The sequence below is a fragment of the Collimonas sp. GW821-FHT02H07 genome, assembly GCF_059421505.1.
This window is the reverse complement of sequence record NZ_JBWKVC010000001.1, coordinates 437,988-458,102: the sequence shown is the minus strand read 5'-3', so window position 1 is coordinate 458,102 and position 20,115 is coordinate 437,988. Positions and strand designations below refer to the sequence as shown.

The 20,115-nt window shown below is 61.8% G+C and carries 18 protein-coding genes; 9 read left to right on the top strand and 9 right to left on the bottom strand.

Annotated elements, in window-relative coordinates:
• Positions 1–19 precede the first annotated feature (19 nt).
• The 6 genes from AC07V8_RS01910 to AC07V8_RS01885 all read right to left on the bottom strand — a co-directional run bounded on the left by AC07V8_RS01910 (position 20) and on the right by AC07V8_RS01885 (position 5,397).
• Positions 20–1,192 (bottom strand): c-type cytochrome, encoded by a 1,173-nt coding sequence (locus tag AC07V8_RS01910; RefSeq protein ID WP_494676900.1) that lies wholly within the window; start codon positions 1,190–1,192, stop codon positions 20–22.
• A 203-nt stretch (positions 1,193–1,395) separates the two neighbouring features.
• The gene (locus AC07V8_RS01905) at positions 1,396–1,896 is read right to left on the bottom strand and encodes a hypothetical protein (protein ID WP_494676901.1); all 501 of its coding nucleotides are present in this window, start codon (positions 1,894–1,896) and stop codon (positions 1,396–1,398) included.
• Positions 1,897–2,078: 182 nt separating this feature from the next.
• Positions 2,079–2,909: a 3',5'-nucleoside bisphosphate phosphatase gene (locus AC07V8_RS01900; RefSeq protein WP_494677229.1), complete on the bottom strand. Its 831-nt coding sequence runs from the start codon at positions 2,907–2,909 to the stop codon at positions 2,079–2,081.
• Positions 2,910–3,037: 128 nt separating this feature from the next.
• Positions 3,038–3,928 (bottom strand): alpha/beta fold hydrolase, encoded by an 891-nt coding sequence (locus AC07V8_RS01895; protein WP_494676902.1) that lies wholly within the window; start codon positions 3,926–3,928, stop codon positions 3,038–3,040.
• A gap of 45 nt (positions 3,929–3,973) precedes the next feature.
• Positions 3,974–4,999, bottom strand: coding sequence for a patatin-like phospholipase family protein (locus AC07V8_RS01890; protein WP_494676903.1), 1,026 nt, complete (start codon positions 4,997–4,999; stop codon positions 3,974–3,976).
• A 113-nt stretch (positions 5,000–5,112) separates the two neighbouring features.
• Positions 5,113–5,397 carry a hypothetical protein gene (locus AC07V8_RS01885; protein WP_494676904.1) on the bottom strand — a complete coding sequence of 95 codons (285 nt, stop codon included), beginning with the start codon at positions 5,395–5,397 and terminating at the stop codon, positions 5,113–5,115.
• Here AC07V8_RS01885 and eat point away from each other — a divergent pair.
• The 6 genes from eat (at position 5,396) to AC07V8_RS01855 (ending at position 13,342) form a co-directional block, all read left to right on the top strand.
• Complete coding sequence (eat, locus tag AC07V8_RS01880) at positions 5,396–6,766, top strand: ethanolamine permease (RefSeq protein WP_494676905.1); 1,371 nt, start codon at positions 5,396–5,398, stop codon at positions 6,764–6,766. The genes AC07V8_RS01885 and eat overlap by 2 nt on opposite strands.
• A 64-nt stretch (positions 6,767–6,830) precedes the next feature.
• Positions 6,831–8,204, top strand: coding sequence for an ethanolamine ammonia-lyase subunit EutB (locus tag AC07V8_RS01875; protein ID WP_494677230.1), 1,374 nt, complete (start codon positions 6,831–6,833; stop codon positions 8,202–8,204).
• Positions 8,205–8,214: 10 nt separating this feature from the next.
• The gene (gene eutC, locus AC07V8_RS01870) at positions 8,215–9,045 is read left to right on the top strand and encodes an ethanolamine ammonia-lyase subunit EutC (RefSeq protein ID WP_494676906.1); all 831 of its coding nucleotides are present in this window, start codon (positions 8,215–8,217) and stop codon (positions 9,043–9,045) included.
• Positions 9,046–9,597: 552 nt separating this feature from the next.
• Positions 9,598–11,832 (top strand): TonB-dependent receptor, encoded by a 2,235-nt coding sequence (locus AC07V8_RS01865; protein WP_494676907.1) that lies wholly within the window; start codon positions 9,598–9,600, stop codon positions 11,830–11,832.
• A 22-nt stretch (positions 11,833–11,854) separates the two neighbouring features.
• Positions 11,855–12,541 (top strand): Fe2+-dependent dioxygenase, encoded by a 687-nt coding sequence (locus AC07V8_RS01860; protein ID WP_494676908.1) that lies wholly within the window; start codon positions 11,855–11,857, stop codon positions 12,539–12,541.
• 174 nt (positions 12,542–12,715) lie between these two features.
• Positions 12,716–13,342, top strand: a complete 627-nt coding sequence (locus tag AC07V8_RS01855) for a 2OG-Fe(II) oxygenase (RefSeq protein WP_494676909.1) — start codon at positions 12,716–12,718, stop codon at positions 13,340–13,342.
• Between the two features lie 11 nt (positions 13,343–13,353).
• On the opposite strand, the gene AC07V8_RS01850 is transcribed toward AC07V8_RS01855, so the two are convergent.
• Positions 13,354–13,719 (bottom strand): glyoxalase superfamily protein, encoded by a 366-nt coding sequence (locus AC07V8_RS01850; RefSeq protein ID WP_494676910.1) that lies wholly within the window; start codon positions 13,717–13,719, stop codon positions 13,354–13,356.
• 557 nt (positions 13,720–14,276) lie between these two features.
• Between AC07V8_RS01850 and AC07V8_RS01845 the strand changes: the two genes are divergently transcribed.
• Together AC07V8_RS01845 and AC07V8_RS01840 are read left to right on the top strand one after the other, a co-directional pair.
• Entirely contained in the window at positions 14,277–15,020 is a 744-nt protein-coding gene (locus tag AC07V8_RS01845; RefSeq protein WP_494677231.1) for a slipin family protein, read from the top strand.
• Between the two features lie 121 nt (positions 15,021–15,141).
• Positions 15,142–15,642, top strand: coding sequence for a DinB family protein (locus tag AC07V8_RS01840; RefSeq protein ID WP_494676911.1), 501 nt, complete (start codon positions 15,142–15,144; stop codon positions 15,640–15,642).
• Here the strand turns inward: AC07V8_RS01840 and AC07V8_RS01835 are convergent.
• Both AC07V8_RS01835 and AC07V8_RS01830 read right to left on the bottom strand, forming a co-directional pair.
• Complete coding sequence (locus AC07V8_RS01835; protein WP_494676912.1) at positions 15,632–17,035, bottom strand: HdeD family acid-resistance protein; 1,404 nt, start codon at positions 17,033–17,035, stop codon at positions 15,632–15,634. The genes AC07V8_RS01840 and AC07V8_RS01835 overlap by 11 nt on opposite strands.
• 34 nt (positions 17,036–17,069) lie before the next feature.
• A complete protein-coding gene (locus tag AC07V8_RS01830; RefSeq protein ID WP_494676913.1) occupies positions 17,070–17,951 on the bottom strand; it encodes an alpha/beta fold hydrolase in 882 nt (293 codons plus the stop codon).
• A gap of 357 nt (positions 17,952–18,308) precedes the next feature.
• Between AC07V8_RS01830 and AC07V8_RS01825 the strand changes: the two genes are divergently transcribed.
• Positions 18,309–20,039, top strand: a complete 1,731-nt coding sequence (locus tag AC07V8_RS01825; RefSeq protein ID WP_494676914.1) for a CocE/NonD family hydrolase — start codon at positions 18,309–18,311, stop codon at positions 20,037–20,039.
• The last annotated feature ends 76 nt before the right edge of the window (positions 20,040–20,115 follow it).

Sequence of the window (20,115 nt, the reverse complement as noted above, 5' to 3'; positions counted from 1 at the left end):
CTTGCTTAGCGGATGATGTTTATTGCTGCGCCTGCTGTTTCGGTGCGGCCGCCGGCGCCGCGCCTACCGATTTGATGTAGGCCACCAAGGCCTCCAGCTCGGCGTCGCTCATGTCGATTTTCGGCATCATCGGCGCGAAGCCTTTCACCACGCGCGCCTGCGGATCGCGGATAAAGGCCTTCAGATAAGCCTCGTCCACCAGCGCCGTGGCGCCGTTTTCCATGGTTTCGGTTTTGCCGTACAAGCCTTTCCAGGTCGGGCCGACGCGCGGCGTGCCGTCCACCGTATGGCAAGCCACGCAGGCCTTGGATTCCGCCAGCGCCTTGCCCTGCAGCGCCAGCACATCGCCGGCTGCAGCTACGGCAGCACCAGCGGCAACGCCGACAGTTGCCGCGGCCGGCGGCGCCATGCTCTGGGCAAAGGTCGGCTGCGCCTTCAGCCACTTCTGGTAGCTGGCGGCGTCTTCCACCACCACATAGCCGCGCATGCCGGCATGGCCGACGCCGCATAGCTGCGCGCACAAGACTTCATAGCGGCCGATCTTGTCCGGCGTGAACCAGAACGACGTCACCATGCCCGGCACCATGTTCATGCGGGCGCGGAACGGCGGCACGTAGAAATCGTGCAGCACATCCATCGACCGCAGCAGCATCCGCACCGGCTGGCCGACCTGCAAATGCAGCTCATTGTTATTGATAAGGATATTGTCCTGGCCGGCCGGATCGGCCGGATCCAGCCCGAAAGGATTGGCGGCGCTGATCAACGCCACGCTGGAACGTCCCAGTTTGCCGCTCGGGCCTGGATAACGGAAACGCCATTGCCATTGCTGGCCGACCACTTCGACATCACGCGCATTCGCCGGCACGGTGACGTAGGCGGCATACACGAACAGTCCCGGCGCCAGCAAGCCCATGATGGCAATGCTGGTGCCGACGATCAGCCAGCGTTCCAGCTTGAGATTCTCCGGCCGATAGGCGGCCTGGCGGCCTTCGCGGTGGCGAAAACGCAGCAGGGTATACACGATGAACAGATTGATGACGACGAAGAAGATGCCGGTGATGATCAGGGTAATGGTCAGCGTATCGTCCATTTGCCGCCAGTTCGATGCCAGCGGGGTTGCCCACCACGGGCTGAAGAAATGAAACAGCACCGAAGCGACGACGATCAGAATGAGTGCGACTGCCATGGCCATAGCTACCCTCTTTCCTGCGGAGCGCTCCGCGGAAGTGATGCAAATGCAATGAAGTACTCTCTGAATGCTTGCAACGACAGCCGCAACCATGCTCCGGCATACCGTGTTAATGCGGACCGGCACGCGAACGGATCAGGGTTGAACTCCTGATCCGTCGGCACTCACGGCAAATGATGGTTAAGCGGAAAGCTAAGCGCGCGCCGCTATTGTTCCAAAGGCCGTTCCAGCTTCCAGTAGATGATCGCCGCCGACATACCGAATACCAGGTGGGCGGCCAGCGTCGCCCAGCCGCGCATATCAGCAAACCACGAGAAGAAGCGGACCATGCCATAAAAATTGAACAGATAGACAACCAGGCCGAACACAGCGCCGGTCAGCAAGACCATGCCGACGCTGGAATCAAAGTGGAAAGGCGCAATGATGGCGGCCAGGATCAGGGCCAGTACAATCCCCAGCACATAATGGGTGCCCAGGGCCACGGCGACCACGCCGATGTCGAAGGTGGTTGATTGCAAGGAATCCGGCCCCATCACGATGGCGGCAATCATGTGCGATGTGGCCCAAGGGCTGGTGTCCTGAAAGATGGACGACCACAGCAGTTCCAGCACCATCACGACCGCACCGGCGGCAAAACCGGAGACAGCTGCCGCCGGCCAGTCCGGCAGGCGACGCTCCAAGTGATGCGAATGCATGTGAAGTTCCATGATGATCTCCTGAAAGCGATGACAAGCAGCTACGCCACCGCAACAATAGCAGCGGCGCCGGCCCGCCGCGCAGACGCCGCGCCGGGTTCTCTTTCAGAGTAGTACAGAATCATAGACATGCAAAGGCAGTAACTATGCTGCGACGCAGCAGCCAGGCCGGTCAGCGACCAGCTGGCAATTTGTCACCAGTTATGCCAGACCGGGGTAACGCTATCAGGCAAAGGCGGCAAGGCGCCGAGGTCGACCCGCGATTCGGCAGGGCTGTGGAAATCGGAACCGCGCGAAGCCAGGAAACCGTACCTGGCGGCAACCTTGGCGTAATAGTCATATTGATCCGGCGTGTGGCTGCCGGTCATGACTTCGATCGCGGCGCCGCCCAGCTGCTTGAATTCGCTGAAGAAAGCGTCAAAGGCCAGGTCGCTCAGCTTGTAGCGCCCCGGATGCGCCACCACGGCGATGCCGCCGGCGTCGCGTATCCATTGCACCGATTGCGCCAGCGAGGCCCAGCGGTGCGGCACATAGCCCGGATTGCCTTCGGTGAGGTAATTGCGGAATACTTCGCTGGTGTCGGCGCAACGGCCGATCTCCACCAGGTAGCGGGCGAAATGGGTGCGCGAGATCAGGTCGGGATTGCCGACATGCTTCAAGGCGCCTTCGAAAGCGTCGGGAATGCCCACCGTTGCCAGCTGCGCCGCCATTTCATGCGCGCGCCGCTCGCGGCCGCCGCGGGTGGTCGCCAGGCCCTGCACCAGCTGCGGATTGGTTTCGTCGATTTGCAAGCCGACGATATGAATGGTGTGGTTCGCCCAGGTAATCGAAATTTCCACGCCGGCGACATACGGCAGGTCCAGCGCCGCCGCAGCCGCCCGGGCTTCGGCGATACCGTCGATTTCGTCGTGATCGGTCAGCGCCCACATGTCCACTCCATTCGCCTTGGCGCGCCCCGCCACCGCCATCGGCGTCAGCGTACCGTCGGAAACATTGGAGTGGCAATGGAGATCAACATTCAACATCATTAGTCCTACAGGGGGAAGTACGGTGAAAAGCCGGCTCGCCGCCTGGCAGCAGCCTCATATCAGGATTGTACGCCTCTTGGGCGGCATATGCTGCAAGCGCACATTTCCCCCGCTGCAGCGCATCCTCAAGCTGCGCCCTGCTCCTGCAGGAATTCCTCGATCAGTTGCGCCAGCGCCTGCGGCTGGTCGTGATGCAGCATATGGCCGGCTTCGGCAATGAACGCCATCCTGGCATGCGGCAGGCTGGCGATGCGGCGGTCGACTTCCTCGCGCATGGTTTCCTGGCCGCCCATCCATTGCCACATATTGGTTTCCGCGGCTTCCACGCACAGCACCGGCGCCGTTGTGCTGCGCCAGCAGGCCAGCATTTCCTCGACCCGCGGCAATACCGGATTGATGATCTTGTGCGCCGGATCGGCCAGGATTTCCCAGCGGCCGAGATCGTTCTGGCGTGCCCAGTGCTGCGCCAGGAAGGCCGCCCGGCTGTCGCTCAGGCGCGGATTGGTTTTCTGCAGGCGAGCTGCCACCGCCGCCAGGTCCGGATAACTTTGCAGGGACGCCGATTCGATCAGCTGATCCAGCCATTTGGCGTAACGTGTCGGCGCCAGGTCAGCCGCCAAATGGGCGCCGCCGAAACCTTCCAGGTTGATCAGTGCCTTGATCCGCCGCGGCCGCGTGCCCGCATACAAGCCGACGGCGTAGCCGCCCATGCTGTGGCCGAGCAGGTTGACCGCTTCATCCGCCGCATAGTGCTGCAGGATGGCGTCGAGGTCGGCCAGGTAATCGGGAAACCAGTAGCTGTCCACCGGCGGCCCCTCGGTCAAGCCGAAGCCGCGCCAGTCCGGGGCGATCACATGCCAGTCGCGCTGCAGGCAGTCCACCACGAACTGGAACGAGGCGGAGACATCCATCCAGCCGTGCATCATGAAGATTTTCGGGGCGCCGGCGCGGCCCCAGTGGCGCACGTGATAGCGCAAGCCGCGCAAGGGAATGAATTCTGAGCGGGATAATTTCATCGGCATGGGACTTGTAGAGTTTGCGTAGTTAGATGTAGATGCGTGCTATGCCAGGAACTGGCCGAGATCAAAGTTGGACTTCAGCTCGCCGCCGGAAAATTCTTCCCGCAGCCAGTGCTCCGCACGCGTCCGTCCGGCATCGCGCAAGGCATGGATGAAGGACGCTTTGGTGTTGAGCTTGCTGGCCACGCTCAGCTGGCTCATCAGGGCATCGGAATCGATCACGTGAATCTGCAGTTCCATCAGGCGGTCATGCATTTTTCCGCGTGCGTCGGGATCGGCCTCGGTTTCGCGCTTGGCCAGCGCCAGCCCGCCCAGCTCGGTGAAAAAAGTCGAACTGAAACTGATTTCGCTCAGGCGCTGGCCGATCTCTTCGGTGCTGGTCGGGGTCAGCGGCCGCCGGAACGGATGCAGCAGCACCGCCAGCACATCCGGCGAGGCGCACAGGTGCAGCAGGGGGAAAATCGGAGGATTGGCGGTCAGGCCGCCATCCCAGTAGGCTTCGCCGTCGATCTCGACCGCATGGTGCATCGACGGCAGGCAGGCCGAAGCCAGCAAGGCGTCTTGCGTCAGGTCCTCATTGCGGAAGATGCGCAAGCGGCCGGTGCTGACCTGGGTGGCGGCGATGAACAGCTTGATCTTGCCCTCTACCCGCAGGCGTTCGAAATCGACCTGCTTTTCAAGGATGTCGCGCAAGGGATTCAGGTCGAAGGGATTGAGCTGGTAAGGCGAGAACATGCGGGTCACCGAAAACATATGCTTGAGCAGCGCCGAGGACGTCGCCTGCGAGGCAATGCCCGCTTCGCTCAAGGCGTCCGGCCGCATGAAGCTGTACAGGTCGCGGGTGCTGACGCTGTCCCAGAAATCGGCCAGCGCCTGGCGTGCGCCGTCGCGCCCGCCGGTCGCCAGGCCGTAGCTCATCACCACGGCATTCATGGCGCCGGCGCTGGCGCCGCTGATGCCTTCGATATCGATGCGCGGTTCTTCCAGCAGGCGGTCCAGCGCGCCCCAGGTAAACGCACCGTGCGAACCGCCGCCCTGCAGGGCCAGCGTGATTATCTTGTTTTGCATGAATAGTTCCTGAAGATGGTTATCTGTCGCATGTCGTCATGCGCTGAAATTCGGTCGCATGGAGCACAGTCTATTGCGGCGTCTGCCCATACCCTCCCACATATTTCAGTAATTTACCAATCTTTCGCGTAGAGCGTTTTCCTGGAATCAGTTTCATGCCATCTTGACGACTTGCTTTGCGAGCAGCCGCCGACGCATTGTGCACCACAAGGGCACGCATTTTGCTTTTCAGCATTCAAGATCGGACTAGTGGAAACTTGCTCGCGCCATTGCACCGCTTTCTTGCACCGCTTTATTGCGCCGGCGAACCAAGGCGGCGCGGCGGCGCGCCGCAATCGGGCAATAGATTTTTCTTTGTATTTTCGTGCAGCTGAAACCATTTCGTGGAGAAGAATCATGAATGCAAATACCGGCGCCCCAGCCCTGAAACAAACCCTGGGCACGATACAGTTGTGGGGCATTGCGGTCGGCCTGGTCATATCGGGCGAGTACTTCGGCTGGAGCTATGGCTGGGCCTCGGCCGGCACCCTGGGCTTTACCGTGACGGCGCTGTTCATCGCCGCCATGTACACCGCCTTCATCTTCAGCTTCACGGAATTGACTACCTCGATCCCGCATGCCGGCGGCCCTTTCGCCTACAGCAAGAAAGCCTTCGGGCCGCTGGGCGGCTATATCGCCGGCGCCGCCACCCTGATCGAATTCGTGTTTGCGCCGCCGGCGATTGCACTGGCGATCGGCGCCTATCTGAATGTACAGTTTCCCTCGCTCGATCCCAAAACCGCTGCAGTCGGCGCCTACCTGGTGTTCATGACGCTCAATATCGTCGGCGTGCAGATCGCCGCCACGTTTGAACTGTGCGTGACTTTGCTGGCGATTTTCGAGCTGCTGGTGTTCATGGGCGTGGTCTCGCCGGGCTTTTCGATTGCGCATTTCGCCAAGGGCGGCTGGTCCGGCCAGGACCATTTCAGCCTGGCCTCGATTCCCGGCATGTTTGCGGCCATTCCCTTCGCCATCTGGTTTTTCCTGGCTATCGAAGGAGTGGCAATGGCGGCCGAGGAAGCCAAGAATCCGCAGCGCTCCATCCCGATCGCCTACATCACCGGCATCATCACGCTGGTGCTGCTGGCGATCGGCGTCATGGTGTTTGCCGGCGGCGCCGGCGACTGGACCAAGCTGGCCAACATCAACGATCCGCTGCCGCAAGCCATGAAACTGATCGTCGGCGAACACAGCGGCTGGCTGCACATGCTGGTGTGGCTGGGCCTGTTCGGCCTGATCGCCTCCTTCCACGGCATCATCCTCGGCTATTCGCGGCAGATATTCGCGCTGGCGCGGGATGGCTACCTGCCCGGCTATTTCGCCAAGATCCATGCGCGCTTCAACACGCCGCACCGGGCGATCCTGGCCGGCGGCGCGATCGGCATCGCCGCCATCTACAGCGATGAACTGATCACGCTCGGCGGCCAGACCCTGACCGCCAACATCGTCACCATGTCGGTGTTCGGCGCCATCACCATGTACATCATCAGCATGCTGGCTCTGTTCCGCCTGCGCCGCAGCGCGCCCGACATGCTGCGGCCGTTCCGCGCGCCGCTGTATCCGTGGCTGCCCGCGTTCGCACTGGCTGGCGCCTGCGTCTGCATGGCCACCATGATTTATTACAACCTGCTGATCTTCGGCGTGTTCGCGGCCTTCCTGGCCTGCGGCTATGTGGTGTTCCTGATGACCAAGAATAGTCGTACACTGGAACCCAGCGCTGTGGCGTAAGCCAATCCGACAAACTGCATGGAGGACCGCATCAGTGGGCAACAGCAAGCATCCGTTCAGCCATATGGTCGGAACCAGAAGCTATATTTTCCGCGACCTCAAGGACCTGATGGCCAAGGCCACGCCGCTGCGCTCCGGCGACTGCCTGGCGGGCCTAGCCGCCGCCAGCGCGGAAGAACGGGTGGCGGCGCAGATGACCCTGGCCGCCGTGCCGCTGGCCACCTTCCTCAGCAATTTGCTGATCCCTTACGAACAGGATGAAATCAGCCGCCTGATCGTCGACGATCACGACGCCGCCGCCTTTGCCCGCGTCAGCCATTTGACCGTGGGCGATTTTCGCAACTGGCTGCTGAGCGATGCGGTTGACGAACAGATGCTGACTGCCGTGGCGCCCGGCATCACGCCAGAAATGGCGGCCGCCGTATCCAAGATCATGCGGGTGCAGGACCTGATCCTGGTCGCCAAGAAATGCCGGGTAGTGACCCGCTTCCGCAACACCATCGGCCTGGCCGGCAGCTTCTCCACCCGCCTGCAGCCCAACCATCCGACCGACGACGCCAGCGGCATCGCCGCCAGCATCCTCGATGGCCTTTTATACGGCAGCGGAGATGCGGTGATCGGCATCAATCCGGCCACCGACAACGTGCCGCAAGTGATCAAGATCGTCAGCATGCTCGACGACATCATCCAGCGCTACCAGATTCCGACCCAGTCCTGCGTGCTGACCCACGTCACCAACACCATTGAAGCCATCAACCGCGGCGCGCCGGTGGACCTGGTGTTCCAGTCGATTGCCGGCACCGAGGCCGCCAACCTCAGCTTCGGCATCGACCTGGCGCTGCTGGCGGAAGCGCGTGAAGCGGCTTTGTCGCTGCAGCGCGGCACGGTCGGCGACAACGTCATGTATTTCGAAACCGGCCAGGGCAGCGCGCTGTCGGCCAATGCTCACCATGGCATCGATCAGCAGACCTGCGAAGCGCGGGCCTATGCGGTGGCGCGCAAGTTCCAGCCGCTGCTGGTGAATTCGGTGGTCGGCTTTATCGGCCCCGAGTATCTGTACGACGGCAAGCAGATCATCCGCGCCGGCCTGGAAGATCATTTCTGCGCCAAGCTGCTGGGCCTGCCGATGGGCTGTGATGTCTGCTACACCAACCACGCCGAGGCCGACCAGAACGACATGGACGTGCTGCTGACCCTGCTCGGCGCCGCCGGCTGCACCTTCGTCATGGGGATTCCGGGCTCGGACGACATCATGCTCAACTACCAGACCACCTCCTTCCACGATGCCTTGTACGTGCGACGCTTGCTGGGATCGAAGCCGGCGCCGGAATTCGAGGCCTGGCTGAAGAACATGCAGATCTTCAGCGAAGGCGAGCAGGTCAAGCTGGGTACGGCCTTGCCATCGATATTCAAACAAGCGCTGCTGCGCCTATCCTGAGGCTGCCTGCATGACTAAACCGAACCCCACCGTCGTCAACAATCCGTGGCAAGCATTGCGGCAGTTTACCGCCGCCCGCATTGCGCTCGGACGCAGCGGCGTCAGCCTGCCGACCTCAGCCCAGCTGGCGTTCCAGCTGGCGCATGCGCAGGCGCGCGACGCAGTGCACCTGGCGCTGGACGCCAAGGCGCTGAGCAGCCGTCTGAGCGAGTCCTTTGCCGGCAACACGCGCTGCGTCACCGTATCGAGCGCGGCGGGAAACCGCGACACCTACCTGCAGCGCCCAGACCTCGGACGGCGGCTGGACGCCGCCTCGCGCACTGTCTTGCAGGAACTGCGGCAAAGCCATGCGCCGGCGGCGGCCAGCTACGACCTCGCCATCGTGATTGCCGATGGCTTGTCGGCGCTGGCCATCGAACAGAATGCCCAGCCTTTCCTGGAGGCGCTGATGAAGCGCCTGGCGCCTGAGAACTGGGCGCTGGCGCCGATCGCCATCGTGCGCCAGGGACGGGTCGCGGTGGGCGATGAAGTCGGCGAAATATTCGGCGCCAGGCTGGTGGTGATCCTGATCGGAGAACGCCCTGGCCTGAGTTCGCCCGACAGCATGGGGCTGTACCTGACCTGGGCGCCGCGCATCGGCCTGACCGATGAAAGCCGCAATTGCATTTCCAATGTGCGGCCCGCCGGCCTGTCGTATGAAGAAGCGGCGTTCAAGCTGCATTACCTGCTGACGCAAGCGCGCCAGCGGCAGCTCTCCGGCATCCGGTTAAAAGATGAAACCGGCGCCGCCGGCGGACAGTTGCCGCAGTCTTCACGCAATTTCCTGCTGGACGAACGCTAGGGCCTGTTAACATTTGATTTGGGAGTGCGAACGCGCGGCAGGCGTTACAGGCCTAGGCGCGACGACGCGACGTAGCGGCTTATTTGCCAACTGCGCGGCAAGGAGTCGTAACGACGGCATGTGACGCCTGCAGCCGTTCCCGGAGGGTTCCAGCCAAAACGTGCGCTGACCGCGTTGCATGGCTTGCTGGGGCACCAGCCCCAGCTACGCCACGCGCCTTGCCAGCACACGTTTTGGTGGGAACGCATCTCCCAAATCAAATGTTAACAGGCCCTAGACCCCGCCGCCGGCGATCCGCGGAAAGACAGCAATGAGCAGTTTGACAAGCTGTTGTTTTTTTGCGCGATTTCACAATTCCCAACTATAGACGCAACAGAATTCTCATCTATAATTGCAACGCGAATTAACGGTAAATAAGAATCGATTACAAAATCACTCTCATTTACATGCAACACCATCAGCCAGCCAAACGAGATCATCCGCCGTACTAGCCAGCCAAAAATTCCGCGCGCCGCGCAAGCCGGCCCGCCAAACCTTTTGCTGACGATAAAAATGAACCGCCTCAACCCGATTGCCGCTGCCCTGGTCGCAGTGTTCGCCGCCCCCCTGTCCGCGCAAGCGCAACAAGCCCCAAGCCCGAAAACAAACGCCAGCCCTGCTGTGCTGCAGGAAGTCGTGGTGGAAGGCAGCCGCGGCGATTTCAACGCCAACGGCACTTCCCTCGCCAAATTGCCGGCCGACCTGCATGACGTGCCGCAATCGGTCGTCGTCGTCAACAAGGCGCTGATGCAATCGCAAGGCGCGAGCTCGCTGGCCGATGCACTGCGCAACGTCGCCGGCATCACGCTGGGCGGCGCGGAAGGCGGCCAGATCGGCAACAATATCAACCTGAACGGCTTTTCGGCGCGCACCGACATCTATCTGGACGGCTTCCGCGACCGCGGCCAGTATTATCGCGACACTTTCGCCATCGATGAAGTCGAAGTGCTGATGGGGCCGTCGTCGATGCTGTTCGGGCGCGGCTCCACCGGCGGCGTGATCAACCAGGTCACCAAGAAGGCCAACCTGCATGCCTCGACCGAAGTCTCGGCGTCGGCCACCACCAACGGCCTGGTGCGCACTACCGCGGACTACAACCACCCGTTGTCGGACACTTCGGCATTGCGCCTGTCGGCCATGGCGCAAAGCGGCAAGGCCACTACGCGCGACCAGACCGATGTGCAGGATTTCGGCCTGGCCGGCTCCTATGTGTTCGGCATCGGCACGCCGACTGAAATCACCCTGTCGGCCCTGATCCAGCACAACCACGACATGCCCGACTACGGCCTGCCGCCGCTCAACGGCCATCCGGCCAATGTCGGCCGCGATACCGCCTACGGCCTCAACAGCGACCACACCAACCAGGACGTGGCGTCGCTCAACACCACCATCCGCCACAAGATCACCCCCGACGTCGTGCTGCGCAACCAGACCCAGTTCAACTATGTGCGCACCAGCGCGGTAGAGACCGCGCCGAACACCATCGGCACGGTGTCCGCCGCCGGCTTCACGCCATTGCCGACTTCGGCAATCAGCTCGCTGCCGTTGAGCAGCCTGTATGTGCGCGGCCAGAGCCATGACCGCGACATCCGCGACTATTCGATTTTCAACCAGACCGAACTGTCGGCCAAACTCAGCACCGGCAGCGTCAGGCATGAGCTGCTGGCAGGCTTTGAAGTCGGCCATGACGGCTATGACAACCAGGGTTACTACCGCAACGGCAGCTGCAACGGCGTGGCCTTGAATGCGCCTTCAACGGTCGCCGGCTACAACGACTGCGTGCCATTGCTCAATCCGAGCTACAGCACGGCCGGCAGCAATGTCGTCAGCCAGGCCGGCAACCGCGCCGGCGGCTCGGCCAACACGGTCGCCGCCTACCTCAACGACACCGCGACGCTCACCGATCAGTTCAAGCTGGTCGGCGGCCTGCGCTTCGACCGCTACATCGCCAGCATCACCAACTCGCTGAACTCGACCAATGCACCGGCCGCCGCCAAGAACACCACGCTCGCCGCGGCCCAGCAGACCGTCAACTTCACCAGCGTGCGCCTGGGCGGCATCTGGCAGCCAAGCAGCGAACAGTCTTACTACCTGTCCTACGGCACCTCGTTCAACCCGTCGCTGGAACAGCTGACCGGCACCACCGGCCAGCAAAACCTCGATCCGGAAAAGAACCGCTCCTACGAACTGGGCGGCAAATGGGATCTGCTCAATGGCAAACTGTCGCTCAACTCGGCCATCTTCCAGATCAAGAAGGAAAATGCGCGCAGCCTGGTCAGCACCGGCGTCTATGTGCTGGACGGCACGGTCAGGGTCAACGGCGCGCGCGCCGGCGCCATCGGCCACATCACCAAGGACTGGCAGGTCGCGCTCGGCTACACCTACCTGGACGCCAAGGTGATCCAGTCGTCCGGCCTCGACGGCACGCTGGGCAAGATTCCGGTCAACACGCCCAAGAATACGCTGACCAGCTGGACCACCTACAAGGTCGCGCCGCACTGGGAAGTCGGCGGCGGCGCCAGCTATATGTCGGCGCGCTACGCCAACCCGACCAACACGGTGCAGGCCGGCGGCTATACGCGCTGGGATGCAACGGTGGCATATACGCAACCGAAGTACGATATCCGTCTGAATCTGTTCAACCTGACCAACAAGATGTATTACGATGCGTTGATCCAGTCCGACGGCGGCCGCTCGGTGCCGGGCACGGGCCGTACCGCCATGCTGTCGCTCAACTATCGTATGTAATTAGAAAAATAGAGAAACGTTCATGCTGATTGCCATTCCCAAGGTACTAGATGCACAGCAGCTGGAAGCTGTGCGCCAATTGCTGGACCACGCCGGCGCGGCGTGGATGGACGGCCGCGTCACCGCCGGCTACCAGGGAGCGGCAGTCAAGTTCAACCAGCAGATCGATGAACGTTCTGAAGTGGCGCGGCAATGCCAGCAGATCATCCTGGCGGCATTGGAGCGCCACCCGCGCTTCATCAGCGCGGCGCTGCCCAATACCGTCTATCCGCCGATGTTCAACCGCTACGGCGAGGGCATGACTTTCGGCGCCCACGTCGACGGCAGCGTGCGCATCGATCCGCATAGCGGCCGCAAGCTGCGCACCGACATCTCCGCCACGCTGTTCCTGTCCGATCCCGAGTCCTATGACGGCGGCGAACTGCAGATCGACGACACTTACGGCACGCATGCCGTCAAGCTGCAGGCCGGCGACATGGTGCTATACCCCGCCACCAGCCTGCACCAGGTCACGCCGATCACGCGCGGAATGCGTACCGCCTGTTTTTTCTGGGTGCAAAGCCTGGTGCGCGACGACGGCCAGCGCAGCATGCTGTTCGAAATGGACAACGCCATCCAGAAACTCAACCAGACCAATGCCGACGAAACCGCGCGGCGCAGCCTGATCGGCTGCTACCACAACCTGATGCGGCAATGGAGCGAGACCTGAACCCGATCCCTCCCCCTCTGCCTGACGTTCGCCGGGCGCAAGTGTTACACTGGTCTGCCAGCCATGCATCCCGGGTCCGCGGACTTGCTGCATGCATGGCGGCATCGTTGAAACAACGTTTCTGGGATATTGACGATTCGCAGCGAATGCACGTTTCCAGGAAGAGTTGCGACGATGTTTTCAGAATCCCCCGAGTGCTTCAGCAAAGCGCTGCAGCTGCACATGACCGACAACCTGACAGAGCATGGCTGGTCGCAGCAAAACATTTTCCTGCCGGCAGACCTGACCCTGGAACTGGCCGCGGAATGCCGCGCGCTGGCGCTTGACGGCGCCCTGCATCGTGCCGCCGTCGGCCGCGGCGAGGCGCAAGCGGTACGCAGCGATATCCGCGGCGACCGGATTCTTTGGCTCAAGGCCGGACAATCGCCGGCATGCGACCGCTATCTGCTGATCATGGAAACCTTGCGCGTGATGCTGAACCGCACCCTATTCCTGGGACTGGACGAGTACGAAAGCCACTTCGCCTGTTACGCGCCAGGCGCGTCCTACCAGCCTCATCTGGACCGCTTCCGCGACGACGACAGCCGCACCGTCTCGGTGGTCATCTACCTGAACCAAGACTGGCTGCCGGAACAAGGCGGCGCCCTGCGCCTGCATCCGGCCGGACAGGCCAGCGCAGACATTGCCCCGCTGGGCCGCCGGCTGGTGCTGTTCCTGTCCGCCGACATGCTGCACGAAGTACTGCCGGCGACCCGCGAGCGCATCTCGCTTGCCGGCTGGTTCAGGCAACGGCCGGCCTGACGCAGATCGGCTTACTGCTTTGACAGCTCGCAAAAGCGGATGCGGTTGCCGAACGGATCCGCGACCTCCATGTTGCGCCCCCAAGGCAAATCTTCGACGCCTGGTTTTGCATACGCGTAATTCCTGGCCAGCAGCTCGCGCTGCAAGGCATCGATATCGCGCACCGGCACAAACATGGTCGAGCCCGGCGTCGCATCGCCATGATGCTCGCTCAGATGAATGGTCAGGTCACCGCGCTTTATCTGGGCATACAGCGGAAAATTTTCCTCGAAGCGGTGCTCCCATTCCAGCGTGAAGCCGGGGAAGTCGAGATAAAACTCTTTGGCCTTGGCTTCCGAAAAGATGCGGATGATGGGAGTGGCGTGGGATAGGTGCATGAACTGTTTTCTCCTGCTTATTGCTAATTTGATTTAGATTAAATCAAGAACGCCGATTGCGCGATAGCCGATCTGGTCGGGCTCGTCGACATGGACGATGACGTGATTCAGATGCACTTGCGAATGCGTCATAGGTAAAGAGTCCGCAATAATGGCGGACCCGGTTTCGCCTGGAGGCAAAATCGTCGTCTTTGACAAGCATGGCGCTACGCAGGAAGAGTCATCTGGGGTCGGAGTCGGAGAGAGATGGAGCGTGTTGACCGGATTTTTTCTCATACTGCGGCATGCACTCCGACCCCAGTTAGCTGCATGTATCAGGCGCGACGAAAACCAGGTCATGGTTTTGTCGCATTTTATGAAATTTTCAATAAGAAACAGCAATTTAGCATACCCCGATACCAGCGGAGATGTATATGTGCCGTGCGGTCGCCTATACTGGTTGAATGACCTGCTCGATGTTCGCCCACTCCGGCTAACCACCGCTTCGGCAAAACACGCCAGCTCATCCTCGACAAGGAAGGAGGCACAAAATGCCCTGGAATTTCGCCTGGTTCGGAATGGTCGCATTGATTTTCGTGGCGATCATCCTGCTGAACGCATCGATTTACATCTTCCGCGAATATGAACGCGGCGTCGTCTTCACCCTGGGACGTTTTTCCGGCGTCAGGGGGCCGGGGCTGGTGTTGCTGATTCCGGCGATCCAGCAACTGGTCAGAGTCGATCTGCGCACCGTAGTGCTGGAAGTGCCGACGCAGGATGTCATCTCGCGCGACAACGTCTCCGTCAGAGTCAACGCCGTGGTCTATTTCCGCGTGATCGATCCGCGCAAAGCGATCGTGGAAGTCGCCAATTTCTTCAACGCCACCAGCCAGCTGTCGCAGACCATGCTGCGCTCGGTGCTGGGCAAGCACCAGCTAGACGACATGCTGGCGGAACGGGAAAGGCTCAACCTGGATATCCAGCAAGCGCTCGACGCCCAAACCGACTCCTGGGGCATCAAGGTTTCCAACGTCGAAATCAAGCAGGTCGACCTGACCGAATCGATGATACGCGCCATCGCCAGGCAGGCCGAAGCGGAACGCGAACGGCGCGCCAAGGTGATCCATGCGGAAGGCGAGCTGCAAGCATCGGAAAAACTCTACCAGGCCGCCCACGTGCTGGCGCAGGAGCCGCAGGCCATCCTGTTGCGCTACCTGGAAACGCTGACGGTGATCGGCGCCGACAAGAACACCACGGTGGTGTTCCCGTTGCCGATGGACTTGCTGTCGACGTTTTTGGGCGATAGAAAGAAGGCGCCCTGAAAAACGGCCGGCGCGCACACGCGCATGCGGATGGGCGCAGACAATCGGCAGGCGGCGCAACGGATTGTGCGGCCTGCCATATAATTGCCTGATTGCAATCAACCCATCCGACCACTCTGCCATGAACCCGATCACCCTGAACACCCTGGCGGCCTTTCCGCTGCAGCTGGAACAGCATTACGCCGCCATCCCGAGCGCCTGCGCGCACTGGAAACCGGCCTCTTGGGAAGGCGTGCCGAGCGAGCCGTTCAGCGCCATCGAACAGATCTGCCACGTGCGCGATATCGAGATCGACGGCTATCATCTGCGTTTCCGGCACACCCTCGATGAACACAATCCGCTGCTGCCATCCATCGACAGCGACCTCCTTGCCAGCGAACGCAATTACGCCAGCGCCGATCCGATGGAAGTCTTCACGTCGTTCCGCGCCGCCCGCGCCAAGACCGTCGCTCTCATCGCCAGCCTGGCGCCGGAGCAATTCGATCGCCAGGCAGAGTTCGAAGGCTACGGCGCTCTGACGCTGCGCAGCCTGGTGCATTATCTGTGCAGCCACGACCAGCAGCATCTGGCCGGCCTGCAGTGGCTGCTGGGGAAAATAGAGGCTACATCGGCTACGGCATGATCTTTTCATCTCCGGACCGCGCCGCCTGCACCGCCTCTCTGCGCTCCTGCCGCCATTGCCGGCGAGAGCGCGACATGGTGCGCATGGCCAGCCGCGCCATTTTCAGCCAGCCAAACGGCCTCGGGTCCGCCAGCATGCTCATCGCACGCGCATAATCGAGCGCCAGGCCGGGAGTCCAGGCCATGGTTTTTGCACGCTTGCGGATTTGTCCCGCGACCCACAGCTCCGGCGTCAGGAACAGGCGCACGAAAGCCGCCCAGCTGCGGTCGTTCCCGCGCGCCCGGCATACCGCTCCCTCCAGCGCCGCTTCCAGCGCGCGCGCCACCGAACTCGAACAATTGCGGTAGGTCAGGTTGTAGGTATTATCGCGCCGGTAGCGCTCCCAGAAAACACGCAGCCGTTCGGGACTATAGTTGCGGATCCTGACCTGAACGGTAGACTCGCACCAGGCGCGCGACTCCGTCCGGTAATCGGGCTGGAACACGCCGGCCACATCGTTTTCGTGCGTGGCGCGCAGCAGCCGGCCGAATTCATCCGGCGAGCGGTCGATTTCCACTCCGGGATACAAGCTGATGTAGATGCCTTCTGGCGTTTCAAGCGCTGCGTGGCCGGTCGATATCACGCCGGCGGAATCGACCGCGGCAATATAGCGGTCGATCACAGGCAGGCGCTGCGCCGGCATTTTCGATGAACCGACCGGCGTCCAAACGTGCACCGTCAATGCCTTCTCGCCAGCGGCAGGCGGACCGTCCCATTCAAAAACGGCGGCCGTGCCAGCAGCATCGGGCTGGGGTGCGCGGGCGGCAACATTCTCCAGCACCGAGGCCACCGTGGCGCCAGCCGGCAGACGCCGCACGCGGTATGCCAGCAGCAGCATGTGCCAGCCGCCGAAAGCCAGCCCGAGCCCGATGCAATAAGGCACCGTGCCGACGTAATGGGTCGGATAGGGCTGGTAGAAAAAGATCGCAATCGCGCATTCCAGGATGCCACCGGCGAACGCCAGCCGCCAGCGCGGATAGCGCACCACCGACGCCGAGATGGATTGCAGCAGGCCATCGGCCAGGAACAAGGTGCCGAAGATCATCGACAAGATGAAATTGCCGTGATGGTGGCCGGCCAGGATCAGCAACGCCGCAGCGATAAACGACAGACCCTTGATGTTGCGCAGGATGCGCTGACCCGCCACCCCGGTCCATGCCACCGCCAAGGTGGCCGCGCCTTCCGCCAGCAGGAAATAGGCAAAGAAGCTGATCGGAAAATACAGCGCATCGTCCAGCGCGTCGATAAAAATCGCGACGCCCGCGATGGTCCAGATCCAGCCGATGATCCTCAGCCCGCGCCAACGCTCGCGCAGATAATCGACACCTAGCAGCAGCAATACCAGACGCAGCATGGTTCAGTCCTTTCAGTCGTCTTTTCTGCAGCAATCAGCGGAGCGCCAATATGGCTGCGGCGAAATCATGAGGCGCCTCCTGAGGCAGATTGTGCCCCGCTACAGGGATCACCCTGCGCTGATACGGGCCGCTGAAAAAACGCGTGTGCTGCTCCGACCCGCCGCTCAGGCTGACGCCGTCGCCGCCGCCGTCCAGTGCGATAGTCGGCACGCCTATCCCAGGCTGCGCGGCCAGCAGCAGCTCCGTGCTCTCGACCGCAGGATCGCCCGGCGCCAGTCCGAAACGGTGGCGATAGGAATGAATCACCACTTCGACAAAATCGGGATTGTCGAAAGCGGCGGCGCTGCGCCGGTAAGCCTCGTCATCAAACTGCCAGTTGGGCGACCACAACCGCCACAGCAATTTGCAGAATTCGTAGCGATTCTGCGCCAGCCCGGCGCGGCCGCGCTCGCCGTGGAAATAGTACTGATACCAGTAGCGCAATTCATTTTCCGGCGACTGCGGCCTGGCGGCGCCGGCAATATCCTGGATGTTATAGCCGCCGGCCGACACCAGGCCGCGCACGCGCTGCGGCCACAAGGCGGCAACGATGCAGGCGGCGCGGCCGCCCCAGTCGTAGCCGGCCAGCAGCGCCTGTGGAATCGCCAGCGCATCCATCAGCGCCAGCAAGTCATGAGCAAGCGCCGCCTGCTGGCCAGAGCGCGGCGTGTCCGCCGACAAGAAGCGCGTCGGTCCGTAACCGCGCAGATAGGGAGTAATCACGCGGCAACCCTGCGCTGCCAGCAGCGCAATCACTTCGTCGTAGGCATGGATATCGTAGGGAAAGCCGTGCAGCAGAAAAACCGGGAGACCGGCGGCGTCGCCGCCATCGTCATAGGTAACATTGAGAACACCCGCATCGACCTGTTTTAACACAGCACCTCCCTGTTAATTTTCCCAGTCCATAGTGCACATCGATAGTTAGGCAACGGCGTCTAAAATTTTTATTGATGCTGCAACGCGATGCGTGGGTTAATGAATCCAGAATAAAAGAACGATCGTTCACTTATAAATCAGTTCGTCAGTCAGATTGGCGGCAACCCACGTGCACTTGCAGGCGCCCAGCCAAAGACTGACCGATCACTACCATCCGCTGTTCCGCAATCCGCAGTCCGCAGTTTCAATTAATGCAGCAATCATCATCCCGGCAACATGGTTTCCCGCGCCAGCAAGCATGCTGAACCCATGCTTACTTTGGCACAAAACAATCAATAATGTTTAGGAGAACGTCGCATGCGCATTCCGTCTTTCTTATCTTTGCCCGGCATTGCCCTGACGCTGGGCTTGAGCCTGGCATCGGCAGCCGCCAACGCCGAACTGTGCCGCAGCGCCACCGCGGCTGAAGCGGCCAGCTATTCCAGCCCCATGCAGTCGCCCGGCATCGTCTCGCCGATAGACGGCACCTGCTGGATTCCCGCCATGACCGTCACCAGCTTCGACGGCACCAAGCTGGCCGCCAACCTGTTCCTGCCGAAACGTAGCAGCAGCGACCAGAAATTCCCTGCGATCGTCATGATCGCCAGCTGGGCCGCGCCCGGCCGTGTCGAATACATCGGCCAGCAGCAAAAACTGGCGCAGGACGGCTATGTGGTGGCGAGCTATACCGCGCGCGGCTTCTACCTGTCCGGCGGCCAGGTAGACGTCGCCGCGCCGGAAGACGTGCGCGATGTCTCCTCGGTGCTGGACTGGCTGCAAGCCAATGCGCCAATCGACATCAACAACGTCGCCGCCAGCGGCATATCCTATGGCGCCGGCCTGTCGCTGATCGCGCTCGGGCAGGACGCGCGCTTCAAGACCGCCGTGGCGCTGTCCGGCTGGGCCACCCTGGCCGACCAGCTGTACACCGCCGGTTCGCCCAACCTGACCTGGGCCGCCGTGCTCGGCCTGGCCGGCAGCGTCACCGGCCGCCCGGCGCCCGAGGTGAACCAGAACATACTTGCCCTGCTTGATCCGAACAGCAGCGCGGCGACCATCGCCGGCATCACGGCCTGGGCCAAGCCGCGCTCGCCATCGAGCTACGTCGCCGCCATCAACAAGCGCAATGCGCCGGTATTCCTGAGCAAGAACTACCAGGACGACATGTTCACGCCGAATTCATCGCTGGCGATGTTCTCCGCGCTCACCGGACCGAAGAAGATATTGCTCAACGCCGGCATCCATGCCTCCGCGGAATTGACCGGCGCCTTGCTGGGCGCCCCCAACTATCCTTACGACCAGGCGCACCGCTGGTTCAACCGCTGGCTGAAAGGCGAGCAGAACGGCGTCGATACCGAACCCAAGGTGACCATGCAAATCAAGTTCACCGACCGTCGCGAATCGTTTTCCAACTGGCCGGCGCCGGAGCTGACCAACCAGACTTACTACCTCGGCCCGCGCGGCCCGGTGCGCTTCGATCTCAGCTGCTTCTGCGGCAAGGGCGACAAGGGGACCATCTCCGCCGCCGCCAACAAGGCCGCCGATTCCGACCTGATCCAGAACTTCTTTGACACCACTGCCACCAGCGGGCTGATCCCGATTCTCTCGACCCTGGGCGAAACCGTGAATCTGCCAGTAATCAATTCGCTGTTGACGGTCAGCCTGGCGGCCGGCGTGCGCTACGAAGCGCCAGCCTTGCCGGCGACGCAAAAGATCAGAGGGATTCCGAAACTGAATTTGCGCGTCACGCCTTCGCAGGCGCGGGCGCAGGTGGTCGCCTATCTGTATGACGTCGACGCCATCGGCACCGGCATCCTGATTACCCATGGCGCCACTACTCTGCACTGGGCAACGCCTGGCCAGACCGTTGATTTCCCTATCGAATTCTCGGCCACCGCCTATGACGTGCCAGCCGGCCATCATATCGGCGTGGTGCTGGACACTGCCGACAGCCTGTACGCCTCGCCAGTGAATCCGGGCGAGCGTTTCGGCGTGCGCTTTGAATTCAACCCGGCTAAGCAATCGACTTTGACATTGCCAACCTTATAAGTCCGATGCGGCAGCTTGCGCAATTTGCCGCGCAAGCTGCCTGCCGATGCGCCTCGTGCCGCCAGCGATGACCAAC

Bases quoted from the DNA above. Each gene is read 5' to 3' on its own strand.
- AC07V8_RS01910 (WP_494676900.1), bottom strand. From the start codon at position 1,192: ATGGCCATGGCAGTCGCACTCATTCTGATCGTCGTCGCTTCGGTGCTG.
- AC07V8_RS01905 (WP_494676901.1), bottom strand. From the start codon at position 1,896: ATGGAACTTCACATGCATTCGCATCACTTGGAGCGTCGCCTGCCGGAC.
- AC07V8_RS01900 (WP_494677229.1), bottom strand. From the start codon at position 2,909: ATGTTGAATGTTGATCTCCATTGCCACTCCAATGTTTCCGACGGTACG.
- AC07V8_RS01895 (WP_494676902.1), bottom strand. From the start codon at position 3,928: ATGAAATTATCCCGCTCAGAATTCATTCCCTTGCGCGGCTTGCGCTAT.
- AC07V8_RS01890 (WP_494676903.1), bottom strand. From the start codon at position 4,999: ATGCAAAACAAGATAATCACGCTGGCCCTGCAGGGCGGCGGTTCGCAC.
- eat (WP_494676905.1), top strand. From the start codon at position 5,396: ATGAATGCAAATACCGGCGCCCCAGCCCTGAAACAAACCCTGGGCACG.
- AC07V8_RS01885 (WP_494676904.1), bottom strand. From the start codon at position 5,397: ATGATTCTTCTCCACGAAATGGTTTCAGCTGCACGAAAATACAAAGAA.
- AC07V8_RS01875 (WP_494677230.1), top strand. From the start codon at position 6,831: ATGGTCGGAACCAGAAGCTATATTTTCCGCGACCTCAAGGACCTGATG.
- eutC (WP_494676906.1), top strand. From the start codon at position 8,215: ATGACTAAACCGAACCCCACCGTCGTCAACAATCCGTGGCAAGCATTG.
- AC07V8_RS01865 (WP_494676907.1), top strand. From the start codon at position 9,598: ATGAACCGCCTCAACCCGATTGCCGCTGCCCTGGTCGCAGTGTTCGCC.
- AC07V8_RS01860 (WP_494676908.1), top strand. From the start codon at position 11,855: ATGCTGATTGCCATTCCCAAGGTACTAGATGCACAGCAGCTGGAAGCT.
- AC07V8_RS01855 (WP_494676909.1), top strand. From the start codon at position 12,716: ATGTTTTCAGAATCCCCCGAGTGCTTCAGCAAAGCGCTGCAGCTGCAC.
- AC07V8_RS01850 (WP_494676910.1), bottom strand. From the start codon at position 13,719: ATGCACCTATCCCACGCCACTCCCATCATCCGCATCTTTTCGGAAGCC.
- AC07V8_RS01845 (WP_494677231.1), top strand. From the start codon at position 14,277: ATGGTCGCATTGATTTTCGTGGCGATCATCCTGCTGAACGCATCGATT.
- AC07V8_RS01840 (WP_494676911.1), top strand. From the start codon at position 15,142: ATGAACCCGATCACCCTGAACACCCTGGCGGCCTTTCCGCTGCAGCTG.
- AC07V8_RS01835 (WP_494676912.1), bottom strand. From the start codon at position 17,035: ATGCTGCGTCTGGTATTGCTGCTGCTAGGTGTCGATTATCTGCGCGAG.
- AC07V8_RS01825 (WP_494676914.1), top strand. From the start codon at position 18,309: ATGCGCATTCCGTCTTTCTTATCTTTGCCCGGCATTGCCCTGACGCTG.